At 64.3% G+C, this 24,689-nt stretch carries 21 protein-coding genes; 4 read left to right on the top strand and 17 right to left on the bottom strand.

Translation table 11 applies throughout. The features are described 5' to 3' along the window. Positions 1-82: 82 nt before the first annotated feature. Positions 83-574: a GNAT family N-acetyltransferase gene (locus tag PVZ78_RS22340; RefSeq protein ID WP_009048855.1), complete on the top strand. Its 492-nt coding sequence runs from the start codon at positions 83-85 to the stop codon at positions 572-574. A 59-nt stretch (positions 575-633) separates the two neighbouring features. On the opposite strand, the gene PVZ78_RS22335 is transcribed toward PVZ78_RS22340, so the two are convergent. The 6 genes from PVZ78_RS22335 to PVZ78_RS22310 form a co-directional block, all read right to left on the bottom strand. Then, the gene (locus PVZ78_RS22335; RefSeq protein WP_009048857.1) at positions 634-2,052 is read right to left on the bottom strand and encodes a heavy metal sensor histidine kinase; all 1,419 of its coding nucleotides are present in this window, start codon (positions 2,050-2,052) and stop codon (positions 634-636) included. Continuing rightward, positions 2,049-2,723: a heavy metal response regulator transcription factor gene (locus PVZ78_RS22330; RefSeq protein ID WP_009048858.1), complete on the bottom strand. Its 675-nt coding sequence runs from the start codon at positions 2,721-2,723 to the stop codon at positions 2,049-2,051. The genes PVZ78_RS22335 and PVZ78_RS22330 overlap by 4 nt, the downstream gene beginning before the upstream one ends. Positions 2,724-3,317: 594 nt before the next feature. Further along, the gene (locus PVZ78_RS22325; protein WP_009048859.1) at positions 3,318-3,539 is read right to left on the bottom strand and encodes a hypothetical protein; all 222 of its coding nucleotides are present in this window, start codon (positions 3,537-3,539) and stop codon (positions 3,318-3,320) included. Between the two features lie 186 nt (positions 3,540-3,725). After that, positions 3,726-5,972, bottom strand: a complete 2,247-nt coding sequence (locus PVZ78_RS22320) for a TonB-dependent siderophore receptor (protein WP_124354990.1) — start codon at positions 5,970-5,972, stop codon at positions 3,726-3,728. A gap of 202 nt (positions 5,973-6,174) precedes the next feature. Further along, positions 6,175-7,917, bottom strand: a complete 1,743-nt coding sequence (locus PVZ78_RS22315) for a phosphoethanolamine transferase CptA (RefSeq protein ID WP_009048861.1) — start codon at positions 7,915-7,917, stop codon at positions 6,175-6,177. A 284-nt stretch (positions 7,918-8,201) separates the two neighbouring features. Beyond that, on the bottom strand, positions 8,202-8,375 hold the full coding sequence (locus tag PVZ78_RS22310) for a DUF6026 family protein (RefSeq protein ID WP_007922719.1): 174 nt from the start codon (positions 8,373-8,375) through the stop codon (positions 8,202-8,204). A 245-nt stretch (positions 8,376-8,620) separates the two neighbouring features. Between PVZ78_RS22310 and gnd the strand changes: the two genes are divergently transcribed. Genes gnd through PVZ78_RS22295 form a run of 3 tightly spaced genes read left to right on the top strand, consistent with a single transcriptional unit; the run spans position 8,621 to position 11,969 of the window. Further along, complete coding sequence (gene gnd / locus PVZ78_RS22305; protein ID WP_273829278.1) at positions 8,621-9,634, top strand: phosphogluconate dehydrogenase (NAD(+)-dependent, decarboxylating); 1,014 nt, start codon at positions 8,621-8,623, stop codon at positions 9,632-9,634. Continuing rightward, positions 9,631-11,151 (top strand): glucose-6-phosphate dehydrogenase, encoded by a 1,521-nt coding sequence (gene zwf / locus PVZ78_RS22300; protein ID WP_009048863.1) that lies wholly within the window; start codon positions 9,631-9,633, stop codon positions 11,149-11,151. Before gnd ends, zwf begins: the two co-directional genes overlap by 4 nt. Next, a complete protein-coding gene (locus PVZ78_RS22295; protein ID WP_016704774.1) occupies positions 11,148-11,969 on the top strand; it encodes an HAD family hydrolase in 822 nt (273 codons plus the stop codon). The genes zwf and PVZ78_RS22295 overlap by 4 nt, the downstream gene beginning before the upstream one ends. A gap of 308 nt (positions 11,970-12,277) precedes the next feature. Here the strand turns inward: PVZ78_RS22295 and nhaB are convergent, their stop codons facing one another. From nhaB to paaK, 11 genes are all read right to left on the bottom strand, one after another. Further along, the gene (nhaB, locus tag PVZ78_RS22290; RefSeq protein WP_038632226.1) at positions 12,278-13,780 is read right to left on the bottom strand and encodes a sodium/proton antiporter NhaB; all 1,503 of its coding nucleotides are present in this window, start codon (positions 13,778-13,780) and stop codon (positions 12,278-12,280) included. A 138-nt stretch (positions 13,781-13,918) separates the two neighbouring features. Beyond that, positions 13,919-15,973 carry a phenylacetic acid degradation bifunctional protein PaaZ gene (gene paaZ, locus PVZ78_RS22285; RefSeq protein ID WP_273829277.1) on the bottom strand — a complete coding sequence of 685 codons (2,055 nt, stop codon included), beginning with the start codon at positions 15,971-15,973 and terminating at the stop codon, positions 13,919-13,921. Positions 15,974-16,031: 58 nt separating this feature from the next. Further along, positions 16,032-17,285 carry an OprD family porin gene (locus PVZ78_RS22280; RefSeq protein ID WP_273829276.1) on the bottom strand — a complete coding sequence of 418 codons (1,254 nt, stop codon included), beginning with the start codon at positions 17,283-17,285 and terminating at the stop codon, positions 16,032-16,034. A gap of 33 nt (positions 17,286-17,318) precedes the next feature. Then, on the bottom strand, positions 17,319-18,965 hold the full coding sequence (locus PVZ78_RS22275) for a cation acetate symporter (RefSeq protein WP_009048868.1): 1,647 nt from the start codon (positions 18,963-18,965) through the stop codon (positions 17,319-17,321). Further along, positions 18,962-19,270 (bottom strand): DUF485 domain-containing protein, encoded by a 309-nt coding sequence (locus PVZ78_RS22270; RefSeq protein WP_009048869.1) that lies wholly within the window; start codon positions 19,268-19,270, stop codon positions 18,962-18,964. Before PVZ78_RS22270 ends, PVZ78_RS22275 begins: the two co-directional genes overlap by 4 nt. 178 nt (positions 19,271-19,448) lie before the next feature. Beyond that, on the bottom strand, positions 19,449-20,525 hold the full coding sequence (gene paaE / locus PVZ78_RS22265) for a 1,2-phenylacetyl-CoA epoxidase subunit PaaE (RefSeq protein WP_273829275.1): 1,077 nt from the start codon (positions 20,523-20,525) through the stop codon (positions 19,449-19,451). Positions 20,526-20,549: 24 nt separating this feature from the next. After that, entirely contained in the window at positions 20,550-21,083 is a 534-nt protein-coding gene (paaD, locus tag PVZ78_RS22260) for a 1,2-phenylacetyl-CoA epoxidase subunit PaaD (protein WP_273829274.1), read from the bottom strand. Beyond that, entirely contained in the window at positions 21,070-21,831 is a 762-nt protein-coding gene (paaC, locus tag PVZ78_RS22255) for a 1,2-phenylacetyl-CoA epoxidase subunit PaaC (RefSeq protein ID WP_198918827.1), read from the bottom strand. The genes paaD and paaC overlap by 14 nt, the downstream gene beginning before the upstream one ends. 8 nt (positions 21,832-21,839) lie before the next feature. Beyond that, a complete protein-coding gene (gene paaB / locus PVZ78_RS22250) occupies positions 21,840-22,121 on the bottom strand; it encodes a 1,2-phenylacetyl-CoA epoxidase subunit PaaB (RefSeq protein WP_007926505.1) in 282 nt (93 codons plus the stop codon). Between the two features lie 65 nt (positions 22,122-22,186). Beyond that, a complete protein-coding gene (gene paaA, locus PVZ78_RS22245; protein ID WP_016704782.1) occupies positions 22,187-23,176 on the bottom strand; it encodes a 1,2-phenylacetyl-CoA epoxidase subunit PaaA in 990 nt (329 codons plus the stop codon). 177 nt (positions 23,177-23,353) lie between these two features. Further along, positions 23,354-24,676, bottom strand: coding sequence for a phenylacetate--CoA ligase PaaK (paaK, locus tag PVZ78_RS22240; protein ID WP_273829273.1), 1,323 nt, complete (start codon positions 24,674-24,676; stop codon positions 23,354-23,356). Between the last annotated feature and the right edge of the window lie 13 nt (positions 24,677-24,689).

The raw sequence follows: 24,689 nt of genomic DNA, 5'->3' as shown, positions 1-24,689 counted from the left end.
TAGCCGCTCGTTTGGTCATGTGCCGGTGTTTACAATCGCTCTCCCGGGGACCCGCCCGGATCAATCACTGTTGAGGACAGACATGGACGTTGCAGACGTATTGGTACTCCAGGCCAGCTACACCAATCCGGTACACGCCGAGGCAATCGCCCTGGTGCTCAATCACTATGCCCAGGACCCGATGGGCGGCGGCCAGCCGCTGGACGCCGATCTGTTGCGGCAGTTGCCCGGCGAACTGGCCAAGCGCCCCCATGCTTTCAGCGTGCTGGCCTTTGTCGGTGGCGAACCGGCCGGGCTGGTGAATTGCTTCGAGGGTTTTTCCACCTTTGCCGGCCGGCCGCTGGTCAATGTGCACGACGTGTCGGTGATCGATAAATTCCGCGGCCTGGGCCTGAGCCAGAAAATGCTGCAGAAGGTCGAGGAGATTGCCCGCCAGCGCGGCTGCTGCAAGATCACCCTGGAAGTGCTGGAGGGCAACGCGGTGGCCCAGGCGTCCTACCGCAAGTTCGGCTTCGACGATGCGATGCTCGACCCGAGCCATGGCCGGATGCTGTTCTGGAACAAGACCCTGTAAACCCCTGGCCGATGAACTCACGCCCCAGGACGCCCTGGTACCCAGTTCGTCCAGGGGCCTTACGCCCGCGGCGGATGATTGAGCCGGGCAAACACCAGGCGGAACAAGGTAAAACTGCCCGGTACGCTGCTGACCTCGGTCCGCCCCTGATGCAGGTTCATGATCGAACGCACGATCGCCAAGCCCAGTCCCGTACCGCCTTCGGCGCGCGAGCGGCTGCTGTCGACCCGGTAGAAACGCTCGAACAGGTGCTCCAGGTGCTGCTCCGGGATACCGGCGCCGGGGTTGCCCACCGACAGCGACACGCTCGAATCGTGTTCCTCCACCAGAATCGAAATGCTCGACGCCCGGGGGCTGTGACGGATGGCGTTGGACAGCAGGTTGGAGATCGCCCGCTGGATCATCAGGCGGTCGCCGTACACCAGGCCATCGCCGGACAGGCTGATGCCCAGGTGTTTTTCCTCGGCGCTCAGGGCGAACAGTTCCATGACCCGCCGCGCTTCATCGCCCAGGGAGATTTCTTCGAACGCCACCTGGGACGCCGGATGGCTGACCTGGGCGAGGAACAGCATGTCGCTGACGATCCGGGTCAGGCGCTCCAGCTCTTCGGTGCTCGACTCCAGCACCGCCTTGTACTCGTGCGGCGGGCGCTCCCGGGACAGGGTGACCTGGGCCTTGCCCATCAGGTTGGTGATGGGCGAGCGCAGCTCGTGGGCCAGGTCGTCGGAGAATTGTGAGAGTTGCTGCACGCCGCCGTCGAGCCGGTGCAGCATGAAATTGATGCTGTGGGCCAGCTCGGCCAGCTCCCGTGGCAGGTTGTCCGGCGACAGGCGATGGGTCAGGTCCTGGGTGGTGACCTTGGCGGCGACCCGGCTGAACTGCTGCAACGGCGCCAGGCCACGCTGCACCACCCACCAGGCGCCGATGCCGATCAGCATCAGCAGCAGGGGCAGGGCGATCACCGTGGAACGCAGGTAGGCACTGAGCAGCGCCTGGTCGTTGGCCCGGTCCAGGGACAGCACCACCCGCACCTGTTCGCCATTGCGCAGGGTTATCAGGCTGGAGGCGCTGAGCAACCGGTTGCCGGCGCTGTCGAGCCAGTCGAGGAACGCCGGGCTTTCCGGCTGGGTCAGGGCTTCGGGCAGCGGACCCAGGTTGCGATTGCCGATGTTCAGCAGCGCTTCGGCCTGGGGCTCGGCGCCGAAAATGCTCAGGTGCAGGTTGTCGTGGCCCATTACCAGGTCCAGCAGCGAATGCGGGCGGGCGGCGATATCGCCGGTCTTCAGGTCGCTGGTCAGGGTGTGGCGGATCTGTTCGAGCTTGCTGTCCAGGCTTTCCCGCGCCAGGCTGCCCAGTTCATGGCTGAGGGCCAGGTAGGCCAGGGTCGCGAGCAGTAAAACCAGGCCGGCGCCCATCAGGCTGACGGTCAGCCCCAGGCGCATGGACAGGCTGCTGGCGGTGCGTTGCGCGGCTTTCATTGGCGCACTTCCAGGACATAGCCGACACCACGGATGGTGTGGATCAGCTTGATATCGCTGGCATCGTCGATCTTCGCCCGCAGGCGGCTGATGGAGACCTCCACCACGTTGGTGTCGCAGTCGAAGTTCATGTCCCAGACCAGGGAAATGATCTGGGTCCGGGTCAGCACCTCGCCCGACTGGCGCATCAGCACCTGCAATAGGGTGAATTCCTTGGTGGTCAGGTCGATGCGCCGCGAACCGCGATAGGCCCGGTGCCGGCGCGGGTCGAGCTCGAGGTCGGCGACCCGCAGGGTGTCGGTCGCCGGCAGGTTCTCGCTGCGCCGCAGCAGGGTGCGCACCCGCGCCAGCAGTTCGGGGAACTCGAATGGCTTGACCAGGTAATCGTCGGCCCCCAGGTCCAGTCCCTTGACCTTGTCGGCCAGGCGCCCGCGCGCCGAGAGCATCATCACCCGGGTGCTGCTGTCCTTGCGCATGTCTTCCAGCACCTGCCAGCCGTCCTTTTCCGGCAGGTTGACGTCCAGAATCACCAGTTCGTAGTTTTGCTGTTCGATCAGGTAAAGCCCGTCGACACCAGTGGCGGCGCGGTCGACCACATAACCGCTTTCGGTCAGCCCCTGATGCAAGTAATCGGCAGTTTTACGCTCGTCTTCGACAACCAGAATGCGCATGGAAAAGTGACCTCTTGATCATTAAAAAGAATTCAATGGCGCTGGATATGAAGTTGTTGTTGGACCAGCCATAAAACCCCGCGAAGTTGCAGCTGATAAATAGCCTCAGCCGTTCGGGTGAGGGAATGCTCAAGCCTGAAGTGGCTTTAGGGTCAAGATTTAAAGTGCCTGATATCAATGGCTTGTGCCTGTTTTAGACAGCCGGTCACTGACTGCCCCAAGTAAGGTGATCCATTGTAGGAGTGAAGCTTGCTCGCGATGGTCGTTAACGCTACTGCGTATCGAGTGGAGACGCGCGGTGCTCTCAAGTTCATCGCGGGCAAGTCGGATCGCCGCCCGCTCGCTCCTGCAAACTGATCATGTGTTATTTACTGTTTCAATATATGTCTAAGTTCAGCGGGAACTTATATTAATACAGCGGGCAGTGACGGTTGCCTATATGGCGTAATTGTCATTTTGACGTCAGAAAGTTGATAGCCCATGGTCATGTCGCTGATATCGACGGCGATAAAAAAGGCGCCCGTGAAAGGGCGCCGGAAGATCCTCTCTGCCAAAGGAGCATTATCGCCAGAGAGGAGTAGAGCTCGGGGCGTTTCAGGCGTCCGGTTGCGCAGGGGTGCGGCTCGGATCCTCGACGGGTGCCTGGGGTTTTTTCCCGCTCTCGGAGGATGTCTGTTCGCTATCGGTGCGGGGTATCTGCTGGCTGATGGGGAAGTTGTCCCAGTAGTGCTTCATGCGTTCAGCGCCGCCTTCGGCGAACGCTGCACCCGAGCTGGCAATCATCAGACCGGCGAGCAGGAGTGTGGAGGCTTTCATGTGCGGTGTCCCATTGACGGTTATCGGAATTCCGTCGCGTCCCTGTGACGAAGCCGTCATAGAAGTATGGCGCGATCTTATTAACGCGGGGTTAACAGGGCGCTGAAGGCGGGATGACAATTCTGTCATCCCGGATGAGAGGCACTGACGGCCCACTGATATGGGCCGTGTAGGAAGAAGGGCGGGTTACAGCTTCCAGTCCAGGCTCAGGGTCATGGTGCGCGGTTCGCCCCAGTAGACGCCGTTATAGAAGCCGACCCGTTCGTAGTACTTCTTGTCGAACAGGTTGGTGACGTTGAGCGAGGCCGACAGGTGCGGGTCGAACTCGTAGCGCGACATTAGCCCGGCCACGCTGTAGGCCTGCTGATGGATGCGGGTGTTTTCGGTGACGATACGCCCGTCGCCGTCGCGCCCCACCGGCCGCCGGCTGCTGCCGTAGATTTCGCTTTGCCAGTTCAGGCTGCCGCCGACGGTCAGCGCCCGCCACTGGCCCGGCAGGCGATAGGCCGTGGACAGGCGCAGCATGTTCATCGGCTCGCCGCCGTTGGCGCGCTGCTTTTCGCCGTCCAGGGCGTGGGTGTAGGTGTAGCCGGCGGCGAGGTTCCAGCCCGGGAGGATTTCCCCCGAGACCTCGGCCTCGAACCCCTGGACCTTGCCGCCTTTGCCGCCCGACTTGTAGAACTCCTCGCCGGTGACCGGGTCCGGCGGCACCGAGCTGTCCAGTTCGGCGACGTTGTCCTGCTTGCTCCAGAACACCGCGGTGGCCAGGTTCAGGCGTTCCTCCAGCAGGCTGCCCTTGAGTCCCAGCTCGTAGTTGCTGCCGACTATCGGCTCGAGGTATTTGCGGCTGGCGTCGCGCTCGGTCTGGGGCTTGAAGATGTCGGTGTAGCTGACATACACCGTGTATTCGGGGGTGAGGTCGTACAGCAGGCCGGCGTAGGGCGTCCACATGTCGTTGTGCTGCTGGCGGGTGTCCTCGAGGCGGGTCAGCTGGTTGTTGGCGTCGTAGCTGCGAGAGCGGCTGTGGGCGCTCCAGCTGCCGTAACGGCTGCCGAGCACCGCATGCAGGTCGTCGCTCAGGCTCAGGCGGGTGGCCAGGTAGCCGGCCTTTTGCCGGGTGCTGTCGCCGGAGCCGGGCAGGTTGGTCACGGTGTCGGGAAACTTGGCGATGCCGCCCATGTATTTCCAGTCGGTGATGCTGGCGTAGCCCGGCGGTGTCGGGCCGTCGACGGTGTAAGGCGACGACTCGCGGCGCTCGGCCTCGCCGTAGCCCAGCATCAACTCATGCTCGCGGCCCAGCAGGCTGTAGGGGCCGGCCAGGTTGAAGTCGTACACGCGCATTTTCTGCGTGCCGATCATATGGCTGGCCCAGGCGGTCATGCCCGAGCGGTCGGCTTCCGGGAAACCGGCGCCGCCGTAATAGACCTTGCCGTCGCTGTCGCTGTCGCGGTGGGTGTAGGCGGCTTTCAGGTGCCAGTCGTGGCCCAGGCGCTGGTCGAGGGTGGCGAAGGCGGTCTTGTCCTTGAGCGGCCAGGAACTCCAGTGCGCCGCCATGTTGGTGGCGCGCGGCAGGTTGGCCTTGCCGCCCGAGGCGTTCCAGTAGGGCACGGTGCCCCAGGAGGTGCCCTGGACCTGCTTGTCCTGGTAGTCGTAGCCCACGGCCAGGGTGGTGCTGTCGGTCAGGTCGGCCTCGAGAATGCCGTAGCCGACTTCCCGCTGCAGCTGGTAGTGGTCGCGAAACGACTGGCTGTCACGATAGGCCAGCACCGTGCGCCCGCGCAGGCGACCGTCGAACCCCAGGGGGCCGCCGACATCGACGTAGCTGTAGTAGTTGTCGTAGCTGCCGCCACTGACGCCGGCCTTGGCTGCCCATTCGTGGGTCGGCCGCTTGCGCACCATGTTGACCGTGGCCGAAGGGTCGCCGGCGCCGGTGGTCAGGCCGGTGGCGCCGCGGACCACCTCGATGCGGTCGTAGATGATGGTGTCCGAATCGGACTTCATGCGGTTGAAGGTGTTGAGCATGCCATCGATCTGGAAGTTGTTGATGGAGTAGCCGCGGGAGGAATAGATCACCCGGTCGGAGTCCAGGTGCTGGACCACCACCCCGGTGGTTTGCCCCAGCACCTCGGACAAGGTATCGAGTTTGAAATCGTCCATCTGCTGGCGGGTCACCACCGATACCGATTGCGGGGTTTCCTTGATCGACAGGTTCAGGCGCGTGGCGGTGCTCATGCTGCCGGTGGTGTAGGAACCGGTGTTCTCTGTGGTCGCGCCCAGGCCCTGGGCGGTGACGCTGGTGGCATCGAGCTCCAGGGCCTGGGTTCCAGGCTCGGCACTCTGCGCGGGTTCGTTTTCAGCCAGCAGCCCGGGGCTCAGAACCGCGCCGCACAGGCCGAATGTCAAAGTCATGGAACGGGTGAATGGCGCGAACATCGCTGCCGTCTCCTTGTCGTCGAGGGAAAAAATCCGTTTGCACTGAGACGAAAAGGAGGAAGGGTATTTAGGCTAAACGAGAATAATTATTATCTTTCAGATACAACAATGCCCCATGAAGGGGCATTGAAGGCCGGTAGTACGGGGCTGCGTGAGCCCCGTAGGAAAAGGCTTATTCTGGCATCGCTTATTTCTGTGAGATTTATTTTTGTACCACCGCGGTGGGTGGCGGCGCCTTGGGCTTCATCAGGCTGAAGTCGATCAGGGCTTTCTCGTTGCGCTCATAAGGATTGCCGATCAGCAGCGGGCGCGGCTTGAAGCTGTCGCTGACCAGGCTCTTGCTGCGGTCCAGCTCGTCGGAGCTCAGGCCGGCCATGTCGGCCCAGGTATGGATCAGGTGCGAACTGCTGTAAGGGCGGCCGAGGTCGCCGGCGAAGTTCCAGTCGTGGTCCTGCTTCCACTTCGGCGAGGCCCAGGCGATGAAGGGAATGGTGTACATCGGCGCGGTCGGCTTGCCTTCGTTGCGGCCCAGGGTGTTGTGGCCGGCGGAGTCGAACACGTCTTCGCCATGGTCCGACAGGTACAGCAGGAAGCCATTGGGGTCGGTCTTGGCGTAGTCCTTGATCAGGCTCGAGACCACGAAGTCGTTGTACAGCACCGCGTTGTCGTAGCTGTTGTAGGTCGGTACCTGGTCGTCACGCACGCCGGCCGGCACGCCGTTGCGGTCGGTGAACTTGTCGTAGCTCGGCGGGTAGCGGTACTGGTAGCTCATGTGGGTGCCCAGCAGGTGGACCACGATGAACTTGCGCGGCGCGCCGTCGGCCAGCGCCTTGGAGAACGGCTCCAGCACGTCGCCGTCGTACTGGCGGGCGTTCTGGTTGCGGTTGTTGTTCAGGTACACCTGCTCGTCCGCCTGCTCGGAGAAGGTGGTGAGCATGGTGTTGCGCTTGGTCATGGTCTGCTGGTTGGTGATCCAGTAGGTCTTGTAGCCGGCCTGCTTCATCACGCTGACCAGGGACGGGGTCTTGAGGTACAGGTCGGGGTTTTCTTCGTCGGCGAAGGTCAGCACCTGCTGCAAGGCTTCGATGGTGTAGGGGCGCGGGGTGATGACGTTGTCGAAGATCGCCAGCTGGTCCTTGAGCTTGTCCAGCTCCGGCGTGGTCTGGCGCGGGTAGCCGTAGAGGCTCATGCGCTGGCGGTTGGTCGACTCACCGATCACCAGGACCAGGGTCGACGGCTGGTTGGCCATGCTGTCCTTGAGGTTGTGCAGCGGCGGGATCTTGCTCACGTTGTCGAGCATGCCCTGCATGTTTTCCAACTGCTCGCGGTAGCGCCGGTAGGCCACCACCATCTGCCATGGCACCGCGGGCTCGATGCGCGTCTCGAATTTCTCCAGGCCGCCGGCGAAGCTGCCGGTGCGTGCGGTCTGCTTGATCAGCGGGTAGCCGATGACGGCGATCAGGATTGCCATGGCCGCCACCAGCGCGCGGCCGCGCGGCAGGTAGACCGGGCGCAGGCGGGTCCAGAGGAAGATGGCGAAAGCGGTATGGGCGAGGAACGCCAGCACCATCCACCAGGCGAAGTACTGGGTCAGGTACTCGCCGGCTTCGGAGGGGTTCGACTCGAACATGATGAAGATGACGCTCTGGGAGAACTCCTGCTGATAAATGAAGAAGTAACCCAGGCTGGCCATGGAACAGGCCCAGAGCACCACGCCTATGACGGCGGCCATCGCGCGGGTGCGGGCCGGGAACAGCAGCATCGGCGCCAGCCAGATCGCGCTCATGATGAACGCCTGGCGGAAACCGGCGAAGCCGGAAGTGTCGGTCAACTGGATCAGTAACTGGGTGATGCCGGAGAAGTACCAGAAGAACAGGAAGAGCCAGCCCAGGCCCGCCCAGTCAAACCCTTTCGCGGACGTCTTGTCGCGTTTAAACACAGCCATCGAGCGCTCCAGCTTCATTGAACAGGACATTCGCCGGAAAGCTTCGACTACCTCGGCGAACGCGCGCCGCGCCCGTGGGGGCGGCAATATTGCGCCGGAGTATCCATAAGAAGGTGTGAAAACTTTGTGAGTTGGTACCTGCGTGTCAGATAATGCCGTCGCCAGGAGGCGGGTAGGGTAAAAGGCGACGGGCAAAAAGAAGCCGGCGATCCATCGAGGACTCAGCCGGCTTCATTAACAACCTGTTGCAAGGACCGGCCACGGCGGGCGGGTTCCTCGGATCCTCAGGCGTGGAGCTGGGTGACGGCAGCCACCTGACCCTGGTTCTGCAATGCCAGGCGCAGTTGCGCCAGCTCTTGCTTCAACTGGTCGCGCTCGTTCTTCAGTTCGCGCAACTCGTCACGACGGATAGTGACGTAGAGGGTTTGTGCAGGTCGTGCCGGTAGTACTGTGCCCATTGCTCACCTCGCAAATGGCGTGCATCAACTGTGGTCCGGCCGCTCGAATTCCGGGGCCTGAAACACTATCGGCGGCAATTTTGATTTCTTTTGCCGGCAAAGGGAACTTTTTTATTTTCAGCGGTCGTTGTGCCTTCGCGGCGATTCGCGTCGTTATCCACTCACTGCTTGGAAAACACTGCTTTAGGAAACTTAGTCCAGCCGCTCTGGACTAACCCTCACTGGCCTCGTTGGGCTATAACCTTTTGACACAATTTAGTAGTAAGGAGCATCAGCACATGCAACTGGGGATTATCGGACTGGGCCGCATGGGCGGGAACATTGCGCGGCGCCTGATGCTCAATGGGCATGAAACCGTGGTCTATGACCGCAACAGCGCTTTTGTCAGCACCCTGAGTGGCGAAGGCGCCAAGGGCGTCTCCGAACTGCCGGCCCTGGTCGCCGGCCTGGAAAAGCCACGCGCGGTCTGGGTCATGCTGCCGGCTGGCGCGCCCACCGAAGACACCATCGAAACCCTCAGCCAGTTGCTCGAACCGGGCGACGTGATCATCGATGGCGGCAACACCTACTATAAGGACGACATTCGTCGCGCCCAGGCGCTGGCGGAAAAGGGCCTGAACTACATCGACGTCGGCACCTCCGGCGGCGTCTGGGGCCTGGAGCGCGGCTACTGCATGATGATCGGCGGCGACGCCGAGGTGGTGCGCCGCCTGGACCCGCTGTTCGATGCGCTGGCACCGGGCATGGGCGACATCCCGCGGACCAAGGACCGGGTGGCTGAAGACGATCGCGCCGAGCGCGGTTACATCCACGCCGGCCCCGCCGGTGCCGGGCATTTCGTCAAGATGATCCACAACGGCATCGAGTACGGCATGATGCAGGCCTTCGCCGAGGGCTTCGACATCCTCAAGACCAAAGCCTCGCCAAGCCTGCCGGAAGACCAGCGCTTCGACCTCAACGTCGCCGATATCGCCGAAGTCTGGCGCCGCGGCAGCGTGGTCTCGTCCTGGTTGCTGGACCTGACCGCCGACGCCCTGGCCAGTGATCCGCAACTCGACGGTTTCTCCGGCGAAGTGGCCGACAGCGGTGAAGGTCGCTGGACCATCGAAGCCGCCATCGAGCAGGCAGTGCCGGTTCCTGTGCTGTCGAGCTCGCTGTTCGCGCGTTTCCGTTCCCGCCAGCAGAGCACCTATGGCGACAAGATGCTGTCGGCCATGCGCTTCGGCTTCGGCGGCCACGTGGAGACTCCGAAAAAATGACCTCCTCGCGAAAGAAGTCCAAGGCTCAACCCGCTCCACCCACCACACTGTTTCTGTTCGGCGCCCATGGCGACCTGGTCAAGCGCCTGCTGATGCCGGCGCTGTACAACCTCAACCGTGACGGCTTGCTGGATGAGGGGTTGAAGATTGTCGGCGTCGATCACAACGCGATCAGCGATGTGGACTTCGCCAAGAAGCTCGAGGACTTCATTCGCACCGAGGCCGCCGGCAAGGTCGGCAACGGCGCGCAAGCGCTGGACCCGGCGCTCTGGGCCAAGCTGGCCAATGGCATCAGCTATGTCCAGGGCGACTTCCTGGACGACAGCACCTACGACGCGCTGGCGGCGAAAATCGCCGCCAGCGGCACCGGCAATGCGGTGTTCTACCTGGCCACCGCACCGCGCTTCTTCAGTGAAGTGGTGCAGCGCCTGGGCGCGTCGGGGTTGCTGGTCGAAGGCGACAATGCGTTTCGCCGGGTGGTGGTCGAAAAGCCGTTCGGCTCCGACCTGCAAACGGCGCAAGCGCTCAACGAATGCCTGCTCAAGGTGATGAGCGAGAAGCAGATCTATCGGATCGACCATTACCTGGGCAAGGAGACGGTGCAGAACATTCTGGTCAGCCGTTTCTCCAACAGCCTGTTCGAGGCTTTCTGGAACAACCATTACATCGACCATGTGCAGATCACCGCGGCGGAAACCGTCGGGGTGGAAACCCGTGGCAGCTTTTATGAAAACACCGGTGCCCTGCGCGACATGGTGCCCAACCACCTGTTCCAGCTGCTGGCGATGGTCGCCATGGAACCGCCGGCCGCCTTTGGCGCCGATGCGGTGCGCGGCGAAAAGGCCAAGGTGGTGGGGGCGATTCGTCCCTGGAGCACCGAAGAGGCCCTGGCCAACTCGGTGCGTGGCCAGTACGTGGCGGGCAAGGCGGGCGACAAGCCGGTGGCCGGCTACCGCGAAGAGGCCAACGTGGCCGCGGACAGCAACACCGAAACCTACGTCGCCCTCAAGGTGATGATCGACAACTGGCGCTGGGTCGGCGTGCCGTTCTACCTGCGCACCGGCAAGCGCATGAGCGTGCGCGACACCGAGATCGCCATCTGCTTCAAGCCTGCGCCGTACGCGCAGTTCCGCGATACCGAGGTCGACCACTTGCAGCCGACCTACCTGCGCATCCAGATCCAGCCCAATGAGGGCATGTGGTTCGACCTGCTGGCGAAAAAGCCCGGGCCGACCCTGGACATGGCCAATATCGAGCTGGGTTTCGCCTACAAGAACTTCTTCGAGATGCAGCCTTCCACCGGCTACGAGACGCTGATCTACGATTGCCTGACCGGCGACCAGACCCTGTTCCAGCGCGCCGACAACATCGAGAACGGCTGGCGTGCGGTGCAGCCGTTCCTCGATGCCTGGAAGGAAAAGGCCAAGGTCCATATCTACCGGGCCGGCGAAGACGGACCGGCGGCCGGCGACGAGTTGCTGACCCGCGACGGCCGCGAATGGCACAGCCTCGGATGAGGGGCGAGGGGCAGCATCCCATCCAGTTCCTGCTCAGTGATATGGACGGCACCTTGCTGCTGCCCGATCACAGCCTGAGCCAGCGCACCATCGCCGCGGTACGCGCGCTGCGCGAAGCCGGGGTGTACTTCAGCCTGGCCACCGGGCGGCCGCCGCGGGCCATGTTGCAGCAGATCGAAGCCTTGGGCGTCGACCTGCCGACCGCAGCGTTCAATGGCGGCACCATCGTCAATCCCGATGGCAGTTTCCTGGTGCGCCACCCTGTGCCGGTAGCGGTCGCCAACACGGTCCTGGCGCTGCTGTCGCCGCAGCCGGAAGTGGAGGTCTGGGTGTTTGCCGACGGTGAATGGCTGCTGCGCAATCCCCACGGGCCGATGGTGCCGCGCGAGCAGCATGGCCTGGGGTATCCGCCCGTGGTGGTGGAGTGTTTCGATGACTATCTGCCGCGCATCGACAAGATAGTCGCCGCCAGTGCCGACACCGAGCTGTTGGTGGAGCTGGAGGCGCGTTTGCTGGCGCAGGTCGGCGGGCAGGCGCAAATCTCCCGTTCGCAGCCGGTGTACCTGGATGTGACGGCGTTGCAGGCCAACAAGGGGCAGGCGCTGATCACCCTGGCGGAGTTTCTCGGGGTGCCGCTGGAGCGCACCGCGGCGCTGGGCGATGGTGGCAACGACCCGGCGATGTTCCAGCAGGCCGGGTTGTCGATTGCCATGGGCCAGGCCGAAGCGGCGGTACAACGCCAGGCCGACCTGGTGACGGGCAGCAATGTCGCCGATGGCGCCGCCGAAGCGATCGAACGATTTATCCTGCCGCGCTAATGCAAAACCTGTAGCCGCTGCCGTAGGCTGCGATCGGCGGCGCAGCCGTCGCAACCCGGCGAACGCCTTTATCCAGGCAGATCACGGAGGCAGGTTTTGCGGCAACTGCGTTGCCGATCGCAGCCTCGCGGGCTCGGCAGCGGCTACCCCGACACCGCGATCCCTGTAGCCGCTGCCGCAGGCTGCGATCGGCGGCGTAGCCGTCGCAACCCGGCGAATGCCTTCATTCATGCAGATCGCGGAGGCAGGTTTTGCGGCAACTGCGTTGCCGATCGCAGCCTCGCGGGCTCGGCAGCGGCTACAGTCCTTTACAGCCAGTAACTCACCGCATACCAGCCCAGCACACCCATCACCAGGGTGTAAGGCAACGCCATCCACACCATGCGTCCATACGACAGGCGCACCAGCGGCGCGATCGCCGAGGTCAGCAGGAACAGGAACGCCGCCTGGCCGTTGGGCGTGGCCACGCTGGGCAGGTTGGTGCCGGTGTTGATCGCCACCGCCAGGGTCTCGAAGTGTTCGCGGCTCATCTGCCCGGAAACGAAGGCCTGCTTCACTTCGGTGATGTAGATGGTGGCGACGAACACGTTATCGCTGATGGCCGACAACAGCCCGTTGGCGATAAACAGCATGCCCGGCTGCTGGCCCGCCGGCAGCGCCAGCACCCACTGGATCAGCGGGGTGAACAGCTGCTGGTCGTGAATCACTGCCACCACCGCGAAAAACACCACCAGCAGGGCGGTGAACGGCATCGCATCCTTGAAGGCGTTGCCCAGGCGATGCTCGTCGGTGATGCCGGTGAAGGCGGTAATCAGCACGATCACCATCAGGCCGATCAGGCCGACCTCGGCGATATGCAGGGCCAGCGCGGCAATCAGGATCAGCGCGGCCACGCCCTGTACCAGCAGCGCCGCGCGTTGCCGGTCGGTGCGTTCGGCGTTGTCTTCGGCGGCGTAGTTGGCCAGCACCGCGCGCACGTTGTCCGGCAGCAGGGTGCCGTAGCCGAACCAGCGCAGTTTCTCCAGCAGCACGCAGGTCACCAGACCGGCCACCAACACCGGCAGCGATACCGGGGCGACCTTGAGGAAGAAGTCGGCGAAGTGCCAACCCATTTCATGGCCGATCAGCAGGTTCTGCGGCTCGCCCACCAGGGTGCAGACGCCACCCAGGGCGGTGCCCACCGCGCCATGCATCAGCAGGCTGCGCAGGAAGGCGCGGAATTGTTCCAGATCCTGGTGATGCAACTGAGGCAGGTGCTGGTCGTCGTTGAATTCGCTGTCCTGGCGCGGGTCGTTGCCGGAGGCCACCCGGTGATACACCGAATAGAAGCCCACCGCGGCGCTGATGATCACCGCGGTGACCGTCAGCGCGTCGAGAAACGCCGAGAGGAAGGCCGAGAGAAAGCAGAACAGCAGGCCCAGCAGCGCCTTGGAGCGCACCCCCAGCAACAGCCGGGAGAACAGGAACAGCAGCAGTTCCTTCATGAAATAGATGCCGGCCACCATGAACATCAGCAGCAGGATCACCGGGAAGTTGTGCACCAGTTCGTCGTACAGCGCCTGGGGCGTGGTCATGCCCAGCGCCACGGCTTCCAGCACCAGCAGGCCGCCGGGCATCAGCGGGTAGCACTTGAGGGCCATGGCCAGGGCGAAGATGAACTCGGCCACCAGCATCCAGCCGGCCGCCACCGGGCCGACCGTGAACAGCAGCAAGGGGTTGAGCAGCAGGAAGGCGAGGATGCTGGCTTTGTACCAGCGCGGTGAATGGCCGAGAAAGTTGTGGGTGAAAGCCTGGGCCAGTGAACCGGACATTGGCTGCTCCTTGTATTGACGAAGCGCGCAACTTGCCGCAAGCACCGGTGAAGATCAAGAAACTCTGAAATCTTTTGCCACAAATGCCACCGAGGCCCGTGCAGGAGCCGATAAACCAGCTCCTGCGGGCCGCGTCGGTCAGTCTTCGCGTTTGACCACCAGGGTCAGGATGTCGTAGCTGGCCACCAGTTCACCCAGCTGGTTAGTGACCTCCACGTCCCAGGCCACCACGCCCTGGGGGATGCCTTGCGGGCTCTTCTTGCCCTGGTCGATCTTGCGCTTGCAGGTCAGGCGCGCCTGGATGGTGTCGCCGATGCCCACCGGGTTGATGAAGCGCAGGGTATCCAGGCCGTAGTTGGCCAGCACCGGGCCCGGCGCCGGGGACACGAACAGCCCGGCTGCCGCCGACAGCACGAAATAACCGTGGGCGATGCGCTTGCCGAACTGCGACTCCTTGGCCGCGATCTCGTCGAAGTGCATATAGAAGTGGTCGCCGGACAGGCAGCCGAAGTTCACCAGGTCGGCCTCGGTCACCGTGCGCCTGTGGGTCAGCAGCGACTCGCCGATCTGCAGGTCCTGGAAGAACCGGCGGAACGGATGCACCTCGGTCTCGATGACCTTGGCGCCCCGCACGTATTCGCCGGTGACCGCCGCCAGCATGCTCGGCGAGCCTTGCACCGCCGCCCGTTGCAGGTAGTGCTTCACCGCGCGCAGGCCACCGAGCTCTTCACCGCCGCCGGCGCGACCCGGGCCGCCGTGCTTGAGTTGCGGCAGCGGCGAGCCATGGCCGGTGGATTCGGCGGCGGATTCGCGGTCCAGCACCAGCAAGCGCCCGTGCCAGGCCGCGGCCACCGGGATGGCCTTGGCGGCGATCTGTGGGTCGCGGGTCACCAGGCTGGCCACCAGGCTGCCTTTGCCCCGCGCGGCCAGGGCCAGGGCTTCGTCGAGGTCGTCATAGGCCATCAGCGTGCTCACCGGGCCGAAGGCCTCGATATCGTGGGCGCCGCCTTCGGCATGCGGGTCGCGAGCCTGCAACAGGGTCGGGGCGAAGAACGCGCCCTGGCTGGTGTTTGTACCGCGCGGCTCGAAGCCGTCGCGGGCGCCGAACAACAGGTCGCTGCTCTGTAGCAGGCTTTCCAGGCGTTCGGCCACGTCCCGTTGCTGGTCGTGGGAGGCCAGCGCGCCCATGCGCACGCCTTCCACCGCCGGATCGCCGACCACCACCTTGGCCAGCCTGTCGCGCAGGCGGCTGGCGACCGCGTCGATGTGCCTGGCCGGCACGATGGCGCGGCGAATGGCGGTGCATTTCTGCCCGGCCTTGGTGGTCATTTCCCGGGCCACTTCCTTGATGAACAGCTCGAACTCTTCGTCGTCCGGGCTCACGTCCGGGGCGAGGATCGCGCAGTTCAGCGAGTCGGCTTCGGCATTGAACGGCACCGAGTTGCGAATCAGCTGCGGGTTGGCGCGCAGCTTGGCCGCGGTGTCGGCCGAGCCGGTGAAGGTCAGCACGTCCTGGCCCTGCAGGCGGTCCAGCAGGTCGCCGGTACTGCCGATCACCAGTTGCAGGCTGCCGGCGGGCAACAGCCCCGATTCATCCATCAGGCGTACCGCGGCTTCGGTCAGGTAGCTGGTGGCGGTGGCCGGCTTGACGATGCACGGCATGCCGGCGAGGAAGCTCGGGGCGAATTTTTCCAGCATGCCCCAGATCGGGAAGTTGAACGCGTTGATATGCACCGCCAGGCCACCGCGGGGCACCAGGATATGGGTGCCGGCGAAGCTGCCGAGCTTGCTCAGCTGCAGCGCCGGGCCTTCGTGGACGATATTGCCCGAGGGCAGTTCCCGCGAACCCAGGCTGGCATAGGTGAACAGGGTGCTGTTGCCGCCCTCGATGTCGATCCAGCTGTCGGCGCGGGTGGCGCCGCTGTGGTGGGAGATCGCGTACAGCTGTTCCTTGCGTTCGCTCAGGTACAGCGCCAGCGCCTTGAGCCGCTGGGCGCGCTGCTGGAAGTCCAGGGCCATGAGGGAGGCGATGCCCTGGCGCCGGCCATGGTCGAGCGCCTCGGCGAAATCCAGGCGCTCCTCGTGGGTGCGGGCCAGTTCGTGGCCGTCGATGGCGCTGCGCAGCACCTGGGCGCCGTGTTGGCCGATCCAGCGGCCGGCGATGAAGCTTTGCAGGGTAGGGGCGTGAGGCATCACGATTCCTCCGGATGATGAATGAGGCCGGCGCGGCCAGCGACCGCGCCGGCGGGGTTTACCAAAGAGCCAGGGTGTAGCCGAGGATCAGGCGGTTCTCGTCGAGGTCGGTGGCCAGGCCGTTGCCCGAACGAAAGGTCACGTTGCGCCAGCGGAGGCTCAGGTCCTTCAGCGGTCCACTCTGGATCACGTAGGTGATGTCGGTGTCGCGCTCGGTTTCGCGGCCGTTGTCGACAGTGCCCGCCTTGACGTGGCGGCCGTCGGTGTAGCGGGTCATGAAGGTCAGGCCGGGCAGGCCCATGGCCGCGAAGTCGTAGTCGTAGCGCAGCTGCCAGGAGTCTTCCTCGGCGCGGGTGTAGGTGTTGTAGGTCACCAGGTTGACCACGTAGGGATCGCCACCGTTGAGGAACGGGAAGGCGCTGTCGCCGGAGAGTTGCTGCCAGGTGGCGCTGATTTTGTGCGGGCCCTTGATCAGGCTGAACATGCTGTTGAAGTTGCGGTTGTCGATCCGCCCGGCACGCTCGGCGCCGTCACCACGGCTGTCGAAGTAGCGCAGGTCGCTGCGCAGGCTGAAGCCGCCGCCCAGGGGCTGGGTATGCAGCAGGCCGAGGTAGTGCTGGCGATAGATCTGTTCGAGCTTGCCGTAGTAATAGCTGAGACTCAGTTGCGGGCTGAAGGCGTAGCTGGCGCCGGCGAAGTCGAAATGATCGCTGCGGGCGGCGCCATAACCGATGTCGTCGTTGCTCGAGGAATCGCGCAGGTTGGCTTCGGTCAGGCGCCCGGCATTTACCGTCAGGCCGCTGATTTCCTGGCTGGTCAGCAGGCCGCCCTGGAAGGTCGAACCCAGCAGGCGGGTGTCGTTGTACGTCGCCACGGGCAGCAGCGGTTGCAGGGTGCCGATCTTCAAGACGCTTTTCGACAGGCGCAGCTTGCCGGTCAGGCCCAGTTCGCTGAACTCGTCCGCCGGTTCGTGGCTGTTGGGGCTGAACGGCAGCAGGCCGGTGCCGCGGCGATCCGGGCTGGAGTCGAGCTTGAGCCCGAGTTCGCCAAGGGCATCCAGGCCGAAACCCAGGGTGCCCTCGGTGTAGCCGGACTCGATCCGCGCGGTGAAGCCCTGGGCCCATTCCTCGGCCTTGGACTGCGCGGCGTTGGCCTGGCGGAAGTCACGGTTGATGTAGTGGTTGCGCATTTCGATCCGTGCCTTGCTGTCACTGATGAAGTCGGCTTGTACGCTGCAGGTGAACAGGCCCAGGCCCAGCGAGGCCATGGCCGGCAGCAGGTGTTTCGGTGAGGCGATGGAAACGGGGTTCATTGTTGTTATTCCCTGTCATCGATCGGAACGGGTTCAGTGTTTGCTGGCGCCGGAAGCGCCGATGCCGGTCATCGAGCGGATGAACTGCGCGAGGTAGCGGCCACGCTCCAGTTCGGCCCGCGCCGAGGTGTCGGTCACCGAGAACAGCCAGGCGCTGAAGAACGCCAGGCTCATGGAGAACAGCGCCGGGTTGGAGTAGGGGAACAGCGCCCGTTCGTGATGCAGCACGTTGACCCAGACCGCCGGGCTCAGCACCAGCAGCACGATCGCCGACACCAGCCCGGCCAGGCTGCCGGTCACGGCGCCGCGGGTGGTCAGGCCTTTCCAGAACATCGAAAGGAACAGCACCGGGAAATTCACCGAGGCGGCGATGGCCAGCACCAGCCCGGACAGGAAGGCGATGTTCTGCGACTCGAACAGCAGGCCGAGGACGATCGCCAGCACGCCGATGCACAGGGTGGCGATGCGCGACACGCGCATTTCCTGCTGCTCGCTGGCCTGGCCCTTGCGCAGCACGCAGGCATACAGGTCGTGGGACACCGCCGAGGCGCCGGACAGCGCCAGGCCGGCGACCACCGCGAGGATGGTGGCGAAGGCCACCGCCGAGATGAAGCCGAGGAACAGGTTGCCGCCCACCGCCTGGGCCAGGTGCACGGCGATCATGTTGCCGCCGCCGATGATCGCGCCGTTGGCGTCGCGGAACGCCGGGTCGGTGCCGACCATGACGATCGCGCCGAAGCCGACCACGATCAGCAGCAGGTAGAAGTAGCCGATGAAGCCGGTGGCGTAGAACACGCTCTTGCGCGCTTCCTTGGCGTCGCTGACGGTAAAGAAGCGCATCAGGATATGCGGCAGGCCGGCGGTGCCGAACATCATGCCCAGGCCCAGGGAAATGGCATCGATGGGGTTCGACAGCAGCCCGCCGGGGGCCATGATCGCGCTGCCCTTGGCATGCACGGCGCTGGCCCCGGCGAACATCGCCTCGGTGCTGAAGCCAAAATGCCTGAGCACCATGAACGCCATGAAGCTGGTGCCGAACAGCAGCATCACCGCCTTGATGATCTGCACCCAGGTGGTGGCGAGCATGCCGCCGAAGGTCACGTAGAACACCATCAGCACGCCCACCAGCATCACCGCGTAGAGGTAGCTGATGCCGAACAGCAGTTCGATCAGCTTGCCGGCGCCGACCATCTGCGCCACCAGGTACATCAAGGCCACGGTCAGGGTGCCGAAGGCCGAGGTCAGGCGCACCGGGGTCTGCTCCAGGCGGTAGGACACCACGTCGGCGAAGGTGTACTTGCCCAGGTTGCGCAGGCGTTCGGCGATCAGGAACAGGATGATCGGCCAGCCGGCGAGCACGCCCAGGGCGTACAGCAATCCGTCGTAGCCGTTGAGGAACATCATCGCCGAGATGCCCAGGAAGGACGCCGCGGAGATCATGTCGCCGGCGATCGCCAGGCCGTTCTGCAAGCCGCTCATGCCGCCGCCGGCGGTATAGAAGTCGCTGGCCGAGCGGGTGCGCAGGGCGGCCCAGCGGGTGACGCCGAGGGTGAACAGGACAAACACCAGGAACATGCCGATGGCGTTCCAGTTCAAGGGGCGGGCGCTGCCTTCGGCGGCCAGCGCCAGGTCGGTGGCGAACACGCACGGCAGGGCGAACAACGCCAATAAGCGCTTCATTGGGCGCACTCCTGCTTGAGCTTTTCGTTCAGCGGGTCGATCACGTTATTGGCGCGATAGACATAAAAGCCGGTGAGGGCGAAGGCCAGCAGCACGATCGCCACGCCCACCAGCATGCCCACCGTGGTCACCCCGCCACTCAGCGAGCGCCCCAGGGTGCTGGGGGAAAACGCCACCAGCAGCACGAAGCCGTAGTAGATCACCAGCATGGCCAGGGTCAGGGACCAGTAGAGGTTCTGTTTGCGCCGCACCAGCTGGACGAAGTCGGGGTGCTGGCGGATCTGTTCGATGTCTTGCGGGGTCATGGGAGCGCTCTCTTGATGTTGTTTTTGTTTTGGTTGAAACGCGGTGTGGTTCTTTTGCTTCTGTAGCCGCTGCCGGAGGCTGCGATCGACTTGGGCGGCACTCCGACGAAGCGGGCGCACGGTCTTAAGATCGCTGAAGGCCTTCGGTCTTATCGCAGCCTCCGGCAGCGGCCACAGGTCAGAGCTGGTCGAAGTCCAGCACCACCTTGTCGCTGACCGGGAACGACTGGCACGACAGTACGTACCCGGCCGCCACTTCGTAGTCCTCGAGGGCGTGGTTGCTGTCCATTTCCACTTCGCCTTCGATCACCTTGCACTTGCAGGTGGAACACACCCCGGCGCGGCACGAATAGGGCAGCTCGGCGCCCTGGGCATTGCCGGCATCGAGGATGCTCTGGCTGTTGCGCGGCAGGTCGAAGGCCTGGGCGCGACCGTCGCTGATCACGGTGATCTGGCTGACCGCCGCATCGAGCTGCCGGGCCGCCTCGCGCTCCTCGCGCTTGTGCGGGCTGCCAGCGGCGGCGAACAGCTCGAAGTGAATGCGCTCGGCGGCCATGCCGTGGGCTTTCAGGCTGTCGCGCACGGTTTCGGTCATCGCCTGCGGGCCGCAGATGAAGGCTGCGTCCAGGGCCTTGACGTCGAGCCAGCGGGAAAACAGCCGGGCACATTTGTCGGCGTCGATCCGGCCGTTGTAGAGGTCGATGTCCTGCTGTTCGCGGCTGAACACGAAGATCAGGTTCAGGCGTTGCAGGTAGCGGTTCTTCAGGTCTTCCAGCTGTTCGCGAAACAGGGCGGCGGAGCTTGCGCGGTTGCCGTACAGCAGGGTGACGCGGCTGTGGGGCTCGGTTTCCAGGGTGCTCTTGATGATCGACAGGATCGGCGTGATGCCGCTGCCGGCCGCCACCGCCAGGTACTGGCCATGGCGCTCGGGATCGAGCTGGACATGGAAGTGCCCGGCCGGCGGCATCACATCCAGGCAATGCCCGGGCTTGAGCCGGTCATTGGCGAATGCCGAAAAACGCCCGCCGGCCACGCGCTTCACGGCAATGCGCAGCTCGCCGTCGTTGACCCCGGCGCAGATCGAATAGGAACGGCGCACTTCCTCGCCCTCCAGCTGGGTGCGCATCACCAGGTGCTGGCCCTGGGTGAAATGAAAGCTGTCCTGCAGGTGCTGCGGAATCTCGAAGGCGATGGACACCGCGTCGCGGGTTTCGCTGCGCACATCCTTGATGGTCAGGCTGTGGAATTTGCTCATGGTTGTTCTCCCACTGACACGGCGTCAGATGCACTTGAAATAGTCGAACGGCTCCAGGCAGTCCCGGCAGCGATACAGCGCCTTGCAGGCGGTCGAGCCGAACTCGCTGAGCTGTTCGGTGTGGCTGCTGCCACATTGCGGACAGCAGATGGCAGCGCTTTTGCCCAGCAGGCTGCGCTTGCTGCTACTGCCCACAGGCGGGGCGATGCCGTAGGCCCGCAGCCGTTCGCGGCCGCTGGCGGTGATCCAGTCGGTGCTCCAGGCCGGGGTCAGTCGGCGTTGCAGGCGGGGCGCGGGAAAACCGGCGAGTTCCAGGGCGGCACGGATATCGCCCTCGATCACCTCGGTGGCCGGGCAGCCGGAATAGGTCGGGGTGACCACCACCTGCAGGTGGCCGTCGTGCCAGCCGAGGTCGCGGACGATGCCCAGCTCCACCACGCTGACCACCGGCACCTCCGGGTCCATGACCGCGCCGAGGATGTTCCAGGCCGCCTCCAGGTCGCCCGGCTGCAGGGCGCGGGCGCCACGGTCGCTGGAAATCAGCTCACCAGGTTGCATCGGGGTACGCTCGTGGCAGTGCCTGCATTTCAGCCAGCAGAATGCCCAGGTGTTCGCTGTGCAGGCCGCGGCGGGCGTCCAGGTAGAAATGGCTGGGGGTCGCTGGCAGGGGCAGGGTGGCGCTGGCGAAGATCCGCGTCACCGTGGCCTGCCAGGCGCTGGCGACCTGCGCGGGGTCGGCGATGAGGCCGGCGTCGTGCAGGTGGTTTTCGCTGTCGTCGCCGCTGATCAGTTCGACGGTGAAGCGCCAGAGCAGGGGGATCGCCTCCAGCATGCGCTGGTGGCTGTGCTCGGTGCCGTCGCCCAGGCGCTCGACCCATTCGCTGGAGCGGCGCAGGTGATAGGTGACTTCCTTCACCGCCTTGGCGGCGATCCCGGCGATGCGCTCGTCGCTGGACCGGGCCAGGCCCTTGAGCACTTCCAGGTGCCAGGCGTCGTAGAGAAACTGCTTGAGCAGGGTCACGGCGAAATCGCCGTTGGGCTGCTCCACCAGCAGCAGGTTGCGATAGGCGCGCTCGTCGCGGCGGAACGCCAGGTGGTCGGCGTCGCGGCCGTCGTCCAGCAGTTCGGCGGCGTAGTCCAGCCAGTTGCGGGCCTGGCCCACCAGGTCGAGGCCGACGTTCATCAGCGCCAGTTCTTCTTCCAGGGCCGGCGCGCGGCCGCACCACTGGCACAGGCGCTGGCCCTGGACCAGGGCGCTGTCGCCCAGGCGCAGCAGGTATTGGATCAATTCATTTTGCGTGTTCATGGTCGACCTCACATGTGCCCGACTTCGGCCGGCAGCTCGTAGAAGCTGGCGTGGCGATAGACCTTGTCGTCCGCCGGGTCGAACAGCGGGTCCTTTTCATCCGGGGACGAGGCGACGATCAGCGCCGAGGGCACCACCCACAGGCTCACGCCTTCGCTGCGGCGGGTGTAGAGCTCGCGGGCGTTCTCGATGGCCATGGCGCTGTCGGCGGCATGCACGCTGCCGACGTGCTTGTGGTTGAGCCCGTGCTTGCTGCGCACGAAGACTTCGAAGAGGGTCCATTCAGACATAAGGGTGACTCCACATCAGGGGCTGAAGCGCTGTGGCCCTGGCCGCGGGTTGCCGCGGCCAGGGTTCACGCGGCGTTTTTATTGGCTTTCTTGCGGGCGTGGGCGACCGCGGCTTCGCGGACCCAGGCGCCATCCTCGATGGCCTTGCGCCGGGTGGCGACGCGTTCCTGGTTGCACGGGCCGTTGCCCTTGAGCACTTCGTAGAATTCGTCCCACTGGATCTCGCCGAAGTCGTAGTGGCCGCGTTCGGCGTTCCACTTCAAGTCCGGGTCCGGGCAGGTGCAGCCGAGCAGTTCCAGCTGCGGGATGGTCTGGTCGATGAAGCGCTGGCGCAGTTCGTCGTTACTCTGGCGCTTGATCTTCCAGGCCATGGACTGCGCGCTGTTGGGCGAGTGTTCGTCGCTGGGGCCGAACATCATCAGGGCCGGCCACCACAGGCGGTTGATGGCGTCCTGGACCATGTCCTTCTGCGCCTGGTTGCCCTCGCGCATCAGGGTCAGGAGGATTTCGTAACCCTGGCGCTGGTGGAAGCTTTCTTCCTTGCAGATGCGCACCATGGCCCGGGAGTAGGGGCCGTAGGAGGTGCGCTGCAGCACCACCTGATTGACGATCGCCGCGCCGTCCACCAGCCAGCCCACCGCGCCCATGTCGGCCCAGTTCAGCGTCGGGTAGTTGAAGATGCTCGAATACTTGGCGCGGCCGCTGTGCAGCTTGGCGATTTCCTCGTCGCGGTCGGCGCCCAGGGTTTCCATCGCGCTGTACAGGTACAGGCCGTGGCCGGCTTCGTCCTGGATCTTGGCCATCAGTTGCAGCTTGCGCTTGAGGGTCGGGGCGCGGGTTACCCAGTTGCCTTCGGGCAGCATGCCGACGATTTCCGAATGGGCGTGCTGGGAAATCTGCCGGATCAGGGTTTGCCGATAGGCATCCGGCATCCAGTTCTTGGCTTCGATCTTGATTTCCGAATCGATTTTTTCCTGGAAGGCACGTTCCTGTTCGGACATCTCCGAACGGGGCTTGATGCTTTTGACTCCGGTCTCTACCAGCTGTGCGTACATGGTGCGTCTCCTGCCGTGAAGGATTGCCTGGGCATGGAGAACTTTATATGTGATACAAAAATAAATATCAAACACAAAATAACGTGTCGTATATGTTTTTATATCGCTTTGCCCGGCAAGGGTTTTCCCTCGGGCAAAAAAAGCCCCGCCGAAGCGGGGCTTTAAGCTTGGAAAGGCCTATTTCCGCCGATTGTCCACCACGTGGCTGGCCTTGCCCTCGGAGCGCTTGAGGGAAAAGGCCGGGCGCAAAACGATACGCGAGCTGATGCCGATGTAGGTCTTGATGTGCCGGCTCAGTTCGTCGCAGATGGCTTTCTGCTGCTCGTCGCCCAGCTGTCGGTGCTCGTTCTTGAGCTCCACATGCACCTCGACGCTGTCGAGGTTGCCGTTGCGGTACAGGTGGATCTCGTAGCATTCGCAGAGTTGCCGGACCTTGAGCACCTGCTCCTCGATCTGCGTGGGGAACACGTTGACCCCGCGAATGATCAGCATGTCGTCGCTGCGCCCGGTGATCTTGTCGATACGCCGCATGGGCCGCGCCGTACCGGGCAGCAGGCGGGTCAGGTCGCGGGTGCGGTAGCGGATCATCGGCAGGGCTTCCTTGCTCAGCGAGGTGAACACCAGCTCGCCCATCTGGCCATCCGGCAACACCTGGCCGGTCACCGGGTCGATGATCTCGGGGTAGAAGTGGTCCTCCCAGATGGTCGGCCCGTCCTTGGTCTCGGCGCATTCCATGGCCACGCCGGGGCCCATGATTTCCGAGAGCCCGTAGATATCCAGCGCGGTGATGCCCAGGCGCTGTTCGATGGCGCTGCGCAGTTCGGCGGTCCAGGGTTCGGCGCCGAAGATCCCCAGGCGCAGGGCGAGCTTTTGCGGGTCGATGCCCTGGCGCTCGATCTCGTCGGCGATGTTGAGCATGTAGGAGGGCGTGACCATGATGATGTCTGGCTGGAAGTCCTTGATCAGCTGCACCTGTTTTTCGGTCTGGCCACCGGACATCGGGATCACCGTGCAGCCCAGGCGCTCGGCGCCGTAGTGCGCCCCCAGGCCGCCGGTGAACAGGCCGTAGCCGTAGGACACATGGACCTTGTCGCCACGCCGGCCGCCAGCGGCGCGAATCGAGCGCGCGACCACCCTGGCCCAGGTGTCGATGTCGTTCTGGGTGTAGCCGACCACCGTCGGCTTGCCGGTGGTGCCGCTGGAGGCGTGCAGCCTCACCACGTCCTGGATCGGCACGGCGAACATGCCGTAGGGGTAGTTGTCGCGCAGGTCGGACTTGCTGGTGAACGGGAACTTCGCCAGATCCTCCAGGCTGCGCACATCATCAGGGTGCACGCCCAGCGCGTCGAAGCGCTGACGGTACAGCGGCACGTTCCGGTAGGCGTGGTTCAGGCTCCAGCGCAGGCGTTCCAGCTGATGCTGGCGCAACTGGTCGACGCTGGCGGTTTCCAGCGGGTCCAGCAGGGGGTCAAGCACGGCTTTGGCAATTGGCATGTTCATGGCTTCACTCGAA

It is taken from the genome of Pseudomonas sp. SBT1-2, assembly GCF_028640875.1.
GTDB classification, from domain to species: Bacteria; Pseudomonadota; Gammaproteobacteria; order Pseudomonadales; family Pseudomonadaceae; genus Aquipseudomonas; species Aquipseudomonas chlororaphis_I.
This window is presented reverse-complemented; position numbering and strand designations above follow the sequence as displayed.

Excerpts from the sequence above, each read along its gene's own strand:
- zwf (WP_009048863.1), top strand. The coding sequence starts at position 9,631 with ATGACCTCCTCGCGAAAGAAGTCCAAGGCTCAACCCGCTCCACCCACC.
- paaB (WP_007926505.1), bottom strand. The coding sequence starts at position 22,121 with ATGTCTGAATGGACCCTCTTCGAAGTCTTCGTGCGCAGCAAGCACGGG.
- paaK (WP_273829273.1), bottom strand. The coding sequence starts at position 24,676 with ATGAACATGCCAATTGCCAAAGCCGTGCTTGACCCCCTGCTGGACCCG.
- nhaB (WP_038632226.1), bottom strand. The coding sequence starts at position 13,780 with ATGTCCGGTTCACTGGCCCAGGCTTTCACCCACAACTTTCTCGGCCAT.
- PVZ78_RS22325 (WP_009048859.1), bottom strand. The coding sequence starts at position 3,539 with ATGAAAGCCTCCACACTCCTGCTCGCCGGTCTGATGATTGCCAGCTCG.
- paaA (WP_016704782.1), bottom strand. The coding sequence starts at position 23,176 with ATGTACGCACAGCTGGTAGAGACCGGAGTCAAAAGCATCAAGCCCCGT.
- PVZ78_RS22310 (WP_007922719.1), bottom strand. The coding sequence starts at position 8,375 with ATGGGCACAGTACTACCGGCACGACCTGCACAAACCCTCTACGTCACT.
- paaZ (WP_273829277.1), bottom strand. The coding sequence starts at position 15,973 with ATGCCTCACGCCCCTACCCTGCAAAGCTTCATCGCCGGCCGCTGGATC.
- PVZ78_RS22295 (WP_016704774.1), top strand. The coding sequence starts at position 11,148 with ATGAGGGGCGAGGGGCAGCATCCCATCCAGTTCCTGCTCAGTGATATG.
- PVZ78_RS22280 (WP_273829276.1), bottom strand. The coding sequence starts at position 17,285 with ATGAACCCCGTTTCCATCGCCTCACCGAAACACCTGCTGCCGGCCATG.
- PVZ78_RS22330 (WP_009048858.1), bottom strand. The coding sequence starts at position 2,723 with ATGCGCATTCTGGTTGTCGAAGACGAGCGTAAAACTGCCGATTACTTG.
- PVZ78_RS22270 (WP_009048869.1), bottom strand. The coding sequence starts at position 19,270 with ATGACCCCGCAAGACATCGAACAGATCCGCCAGCACCCCGACTTCGTC.
- paaE (WP_273829275.1), bottom strand. The coding sequence starts at position 20,525 with ATGAGCAAATTCCACAGCCTGACCATCAAGGATGTGCGCAGCGAAACC.
- PVZ78_RS22340 (WP_009048855.1), top strand. The coding sequence starts at position 83 with ATGGACGTTGCAGACGTATTGGTACTCCAGGCCAGCTACACCAATCCG.
- paaC (WP_198918827.1), bottom strand. The coding sequence starts at position 21,831 with ATGAACACGCAAAATGAATTGATCCAATACCTGCTGCGCCTGGGCGAC.
- PVZ78_RS22335 (WP_009048857.1), bottom strand. The coding sequence starts at position 2,052 with ATGAAAGCCGCGCAACGCACCGCCAGCAGCCTGTCCATGCGCCTGGGG.
- PVZ78_RS22275 (WP_009048868.1), bottom strand. The coding sequence starts at position 18,965 with ATGAAGCGCTTATTGGCGTTGTTCGCCCTGCCGTGCGTGTTCGCCACC.
- PVZ78_RS22315 (WP_009048861.1), bottom strand. The coding sequence starts at position 7,917 with ATGGCTGTGTTTAAACGCGACAAGACGTCCGCGAAAGGGTTTGACTGG.
- PVZ78_RS22320 (WP_124354990.1), bottom strand. The coding sequence starts at position 5,972 with ATGTTCGCGCCATTCACCCGTTCCATGACTTTGACATTCGGCCTGTGC.
- paaD (WP_273829274.1), bottom strand. The coding sequence starts at position 21,083 with ATGCAACCTGGTGAGCTGATTTCCAGCGACCGTGGCGCCCGCGCCCTG.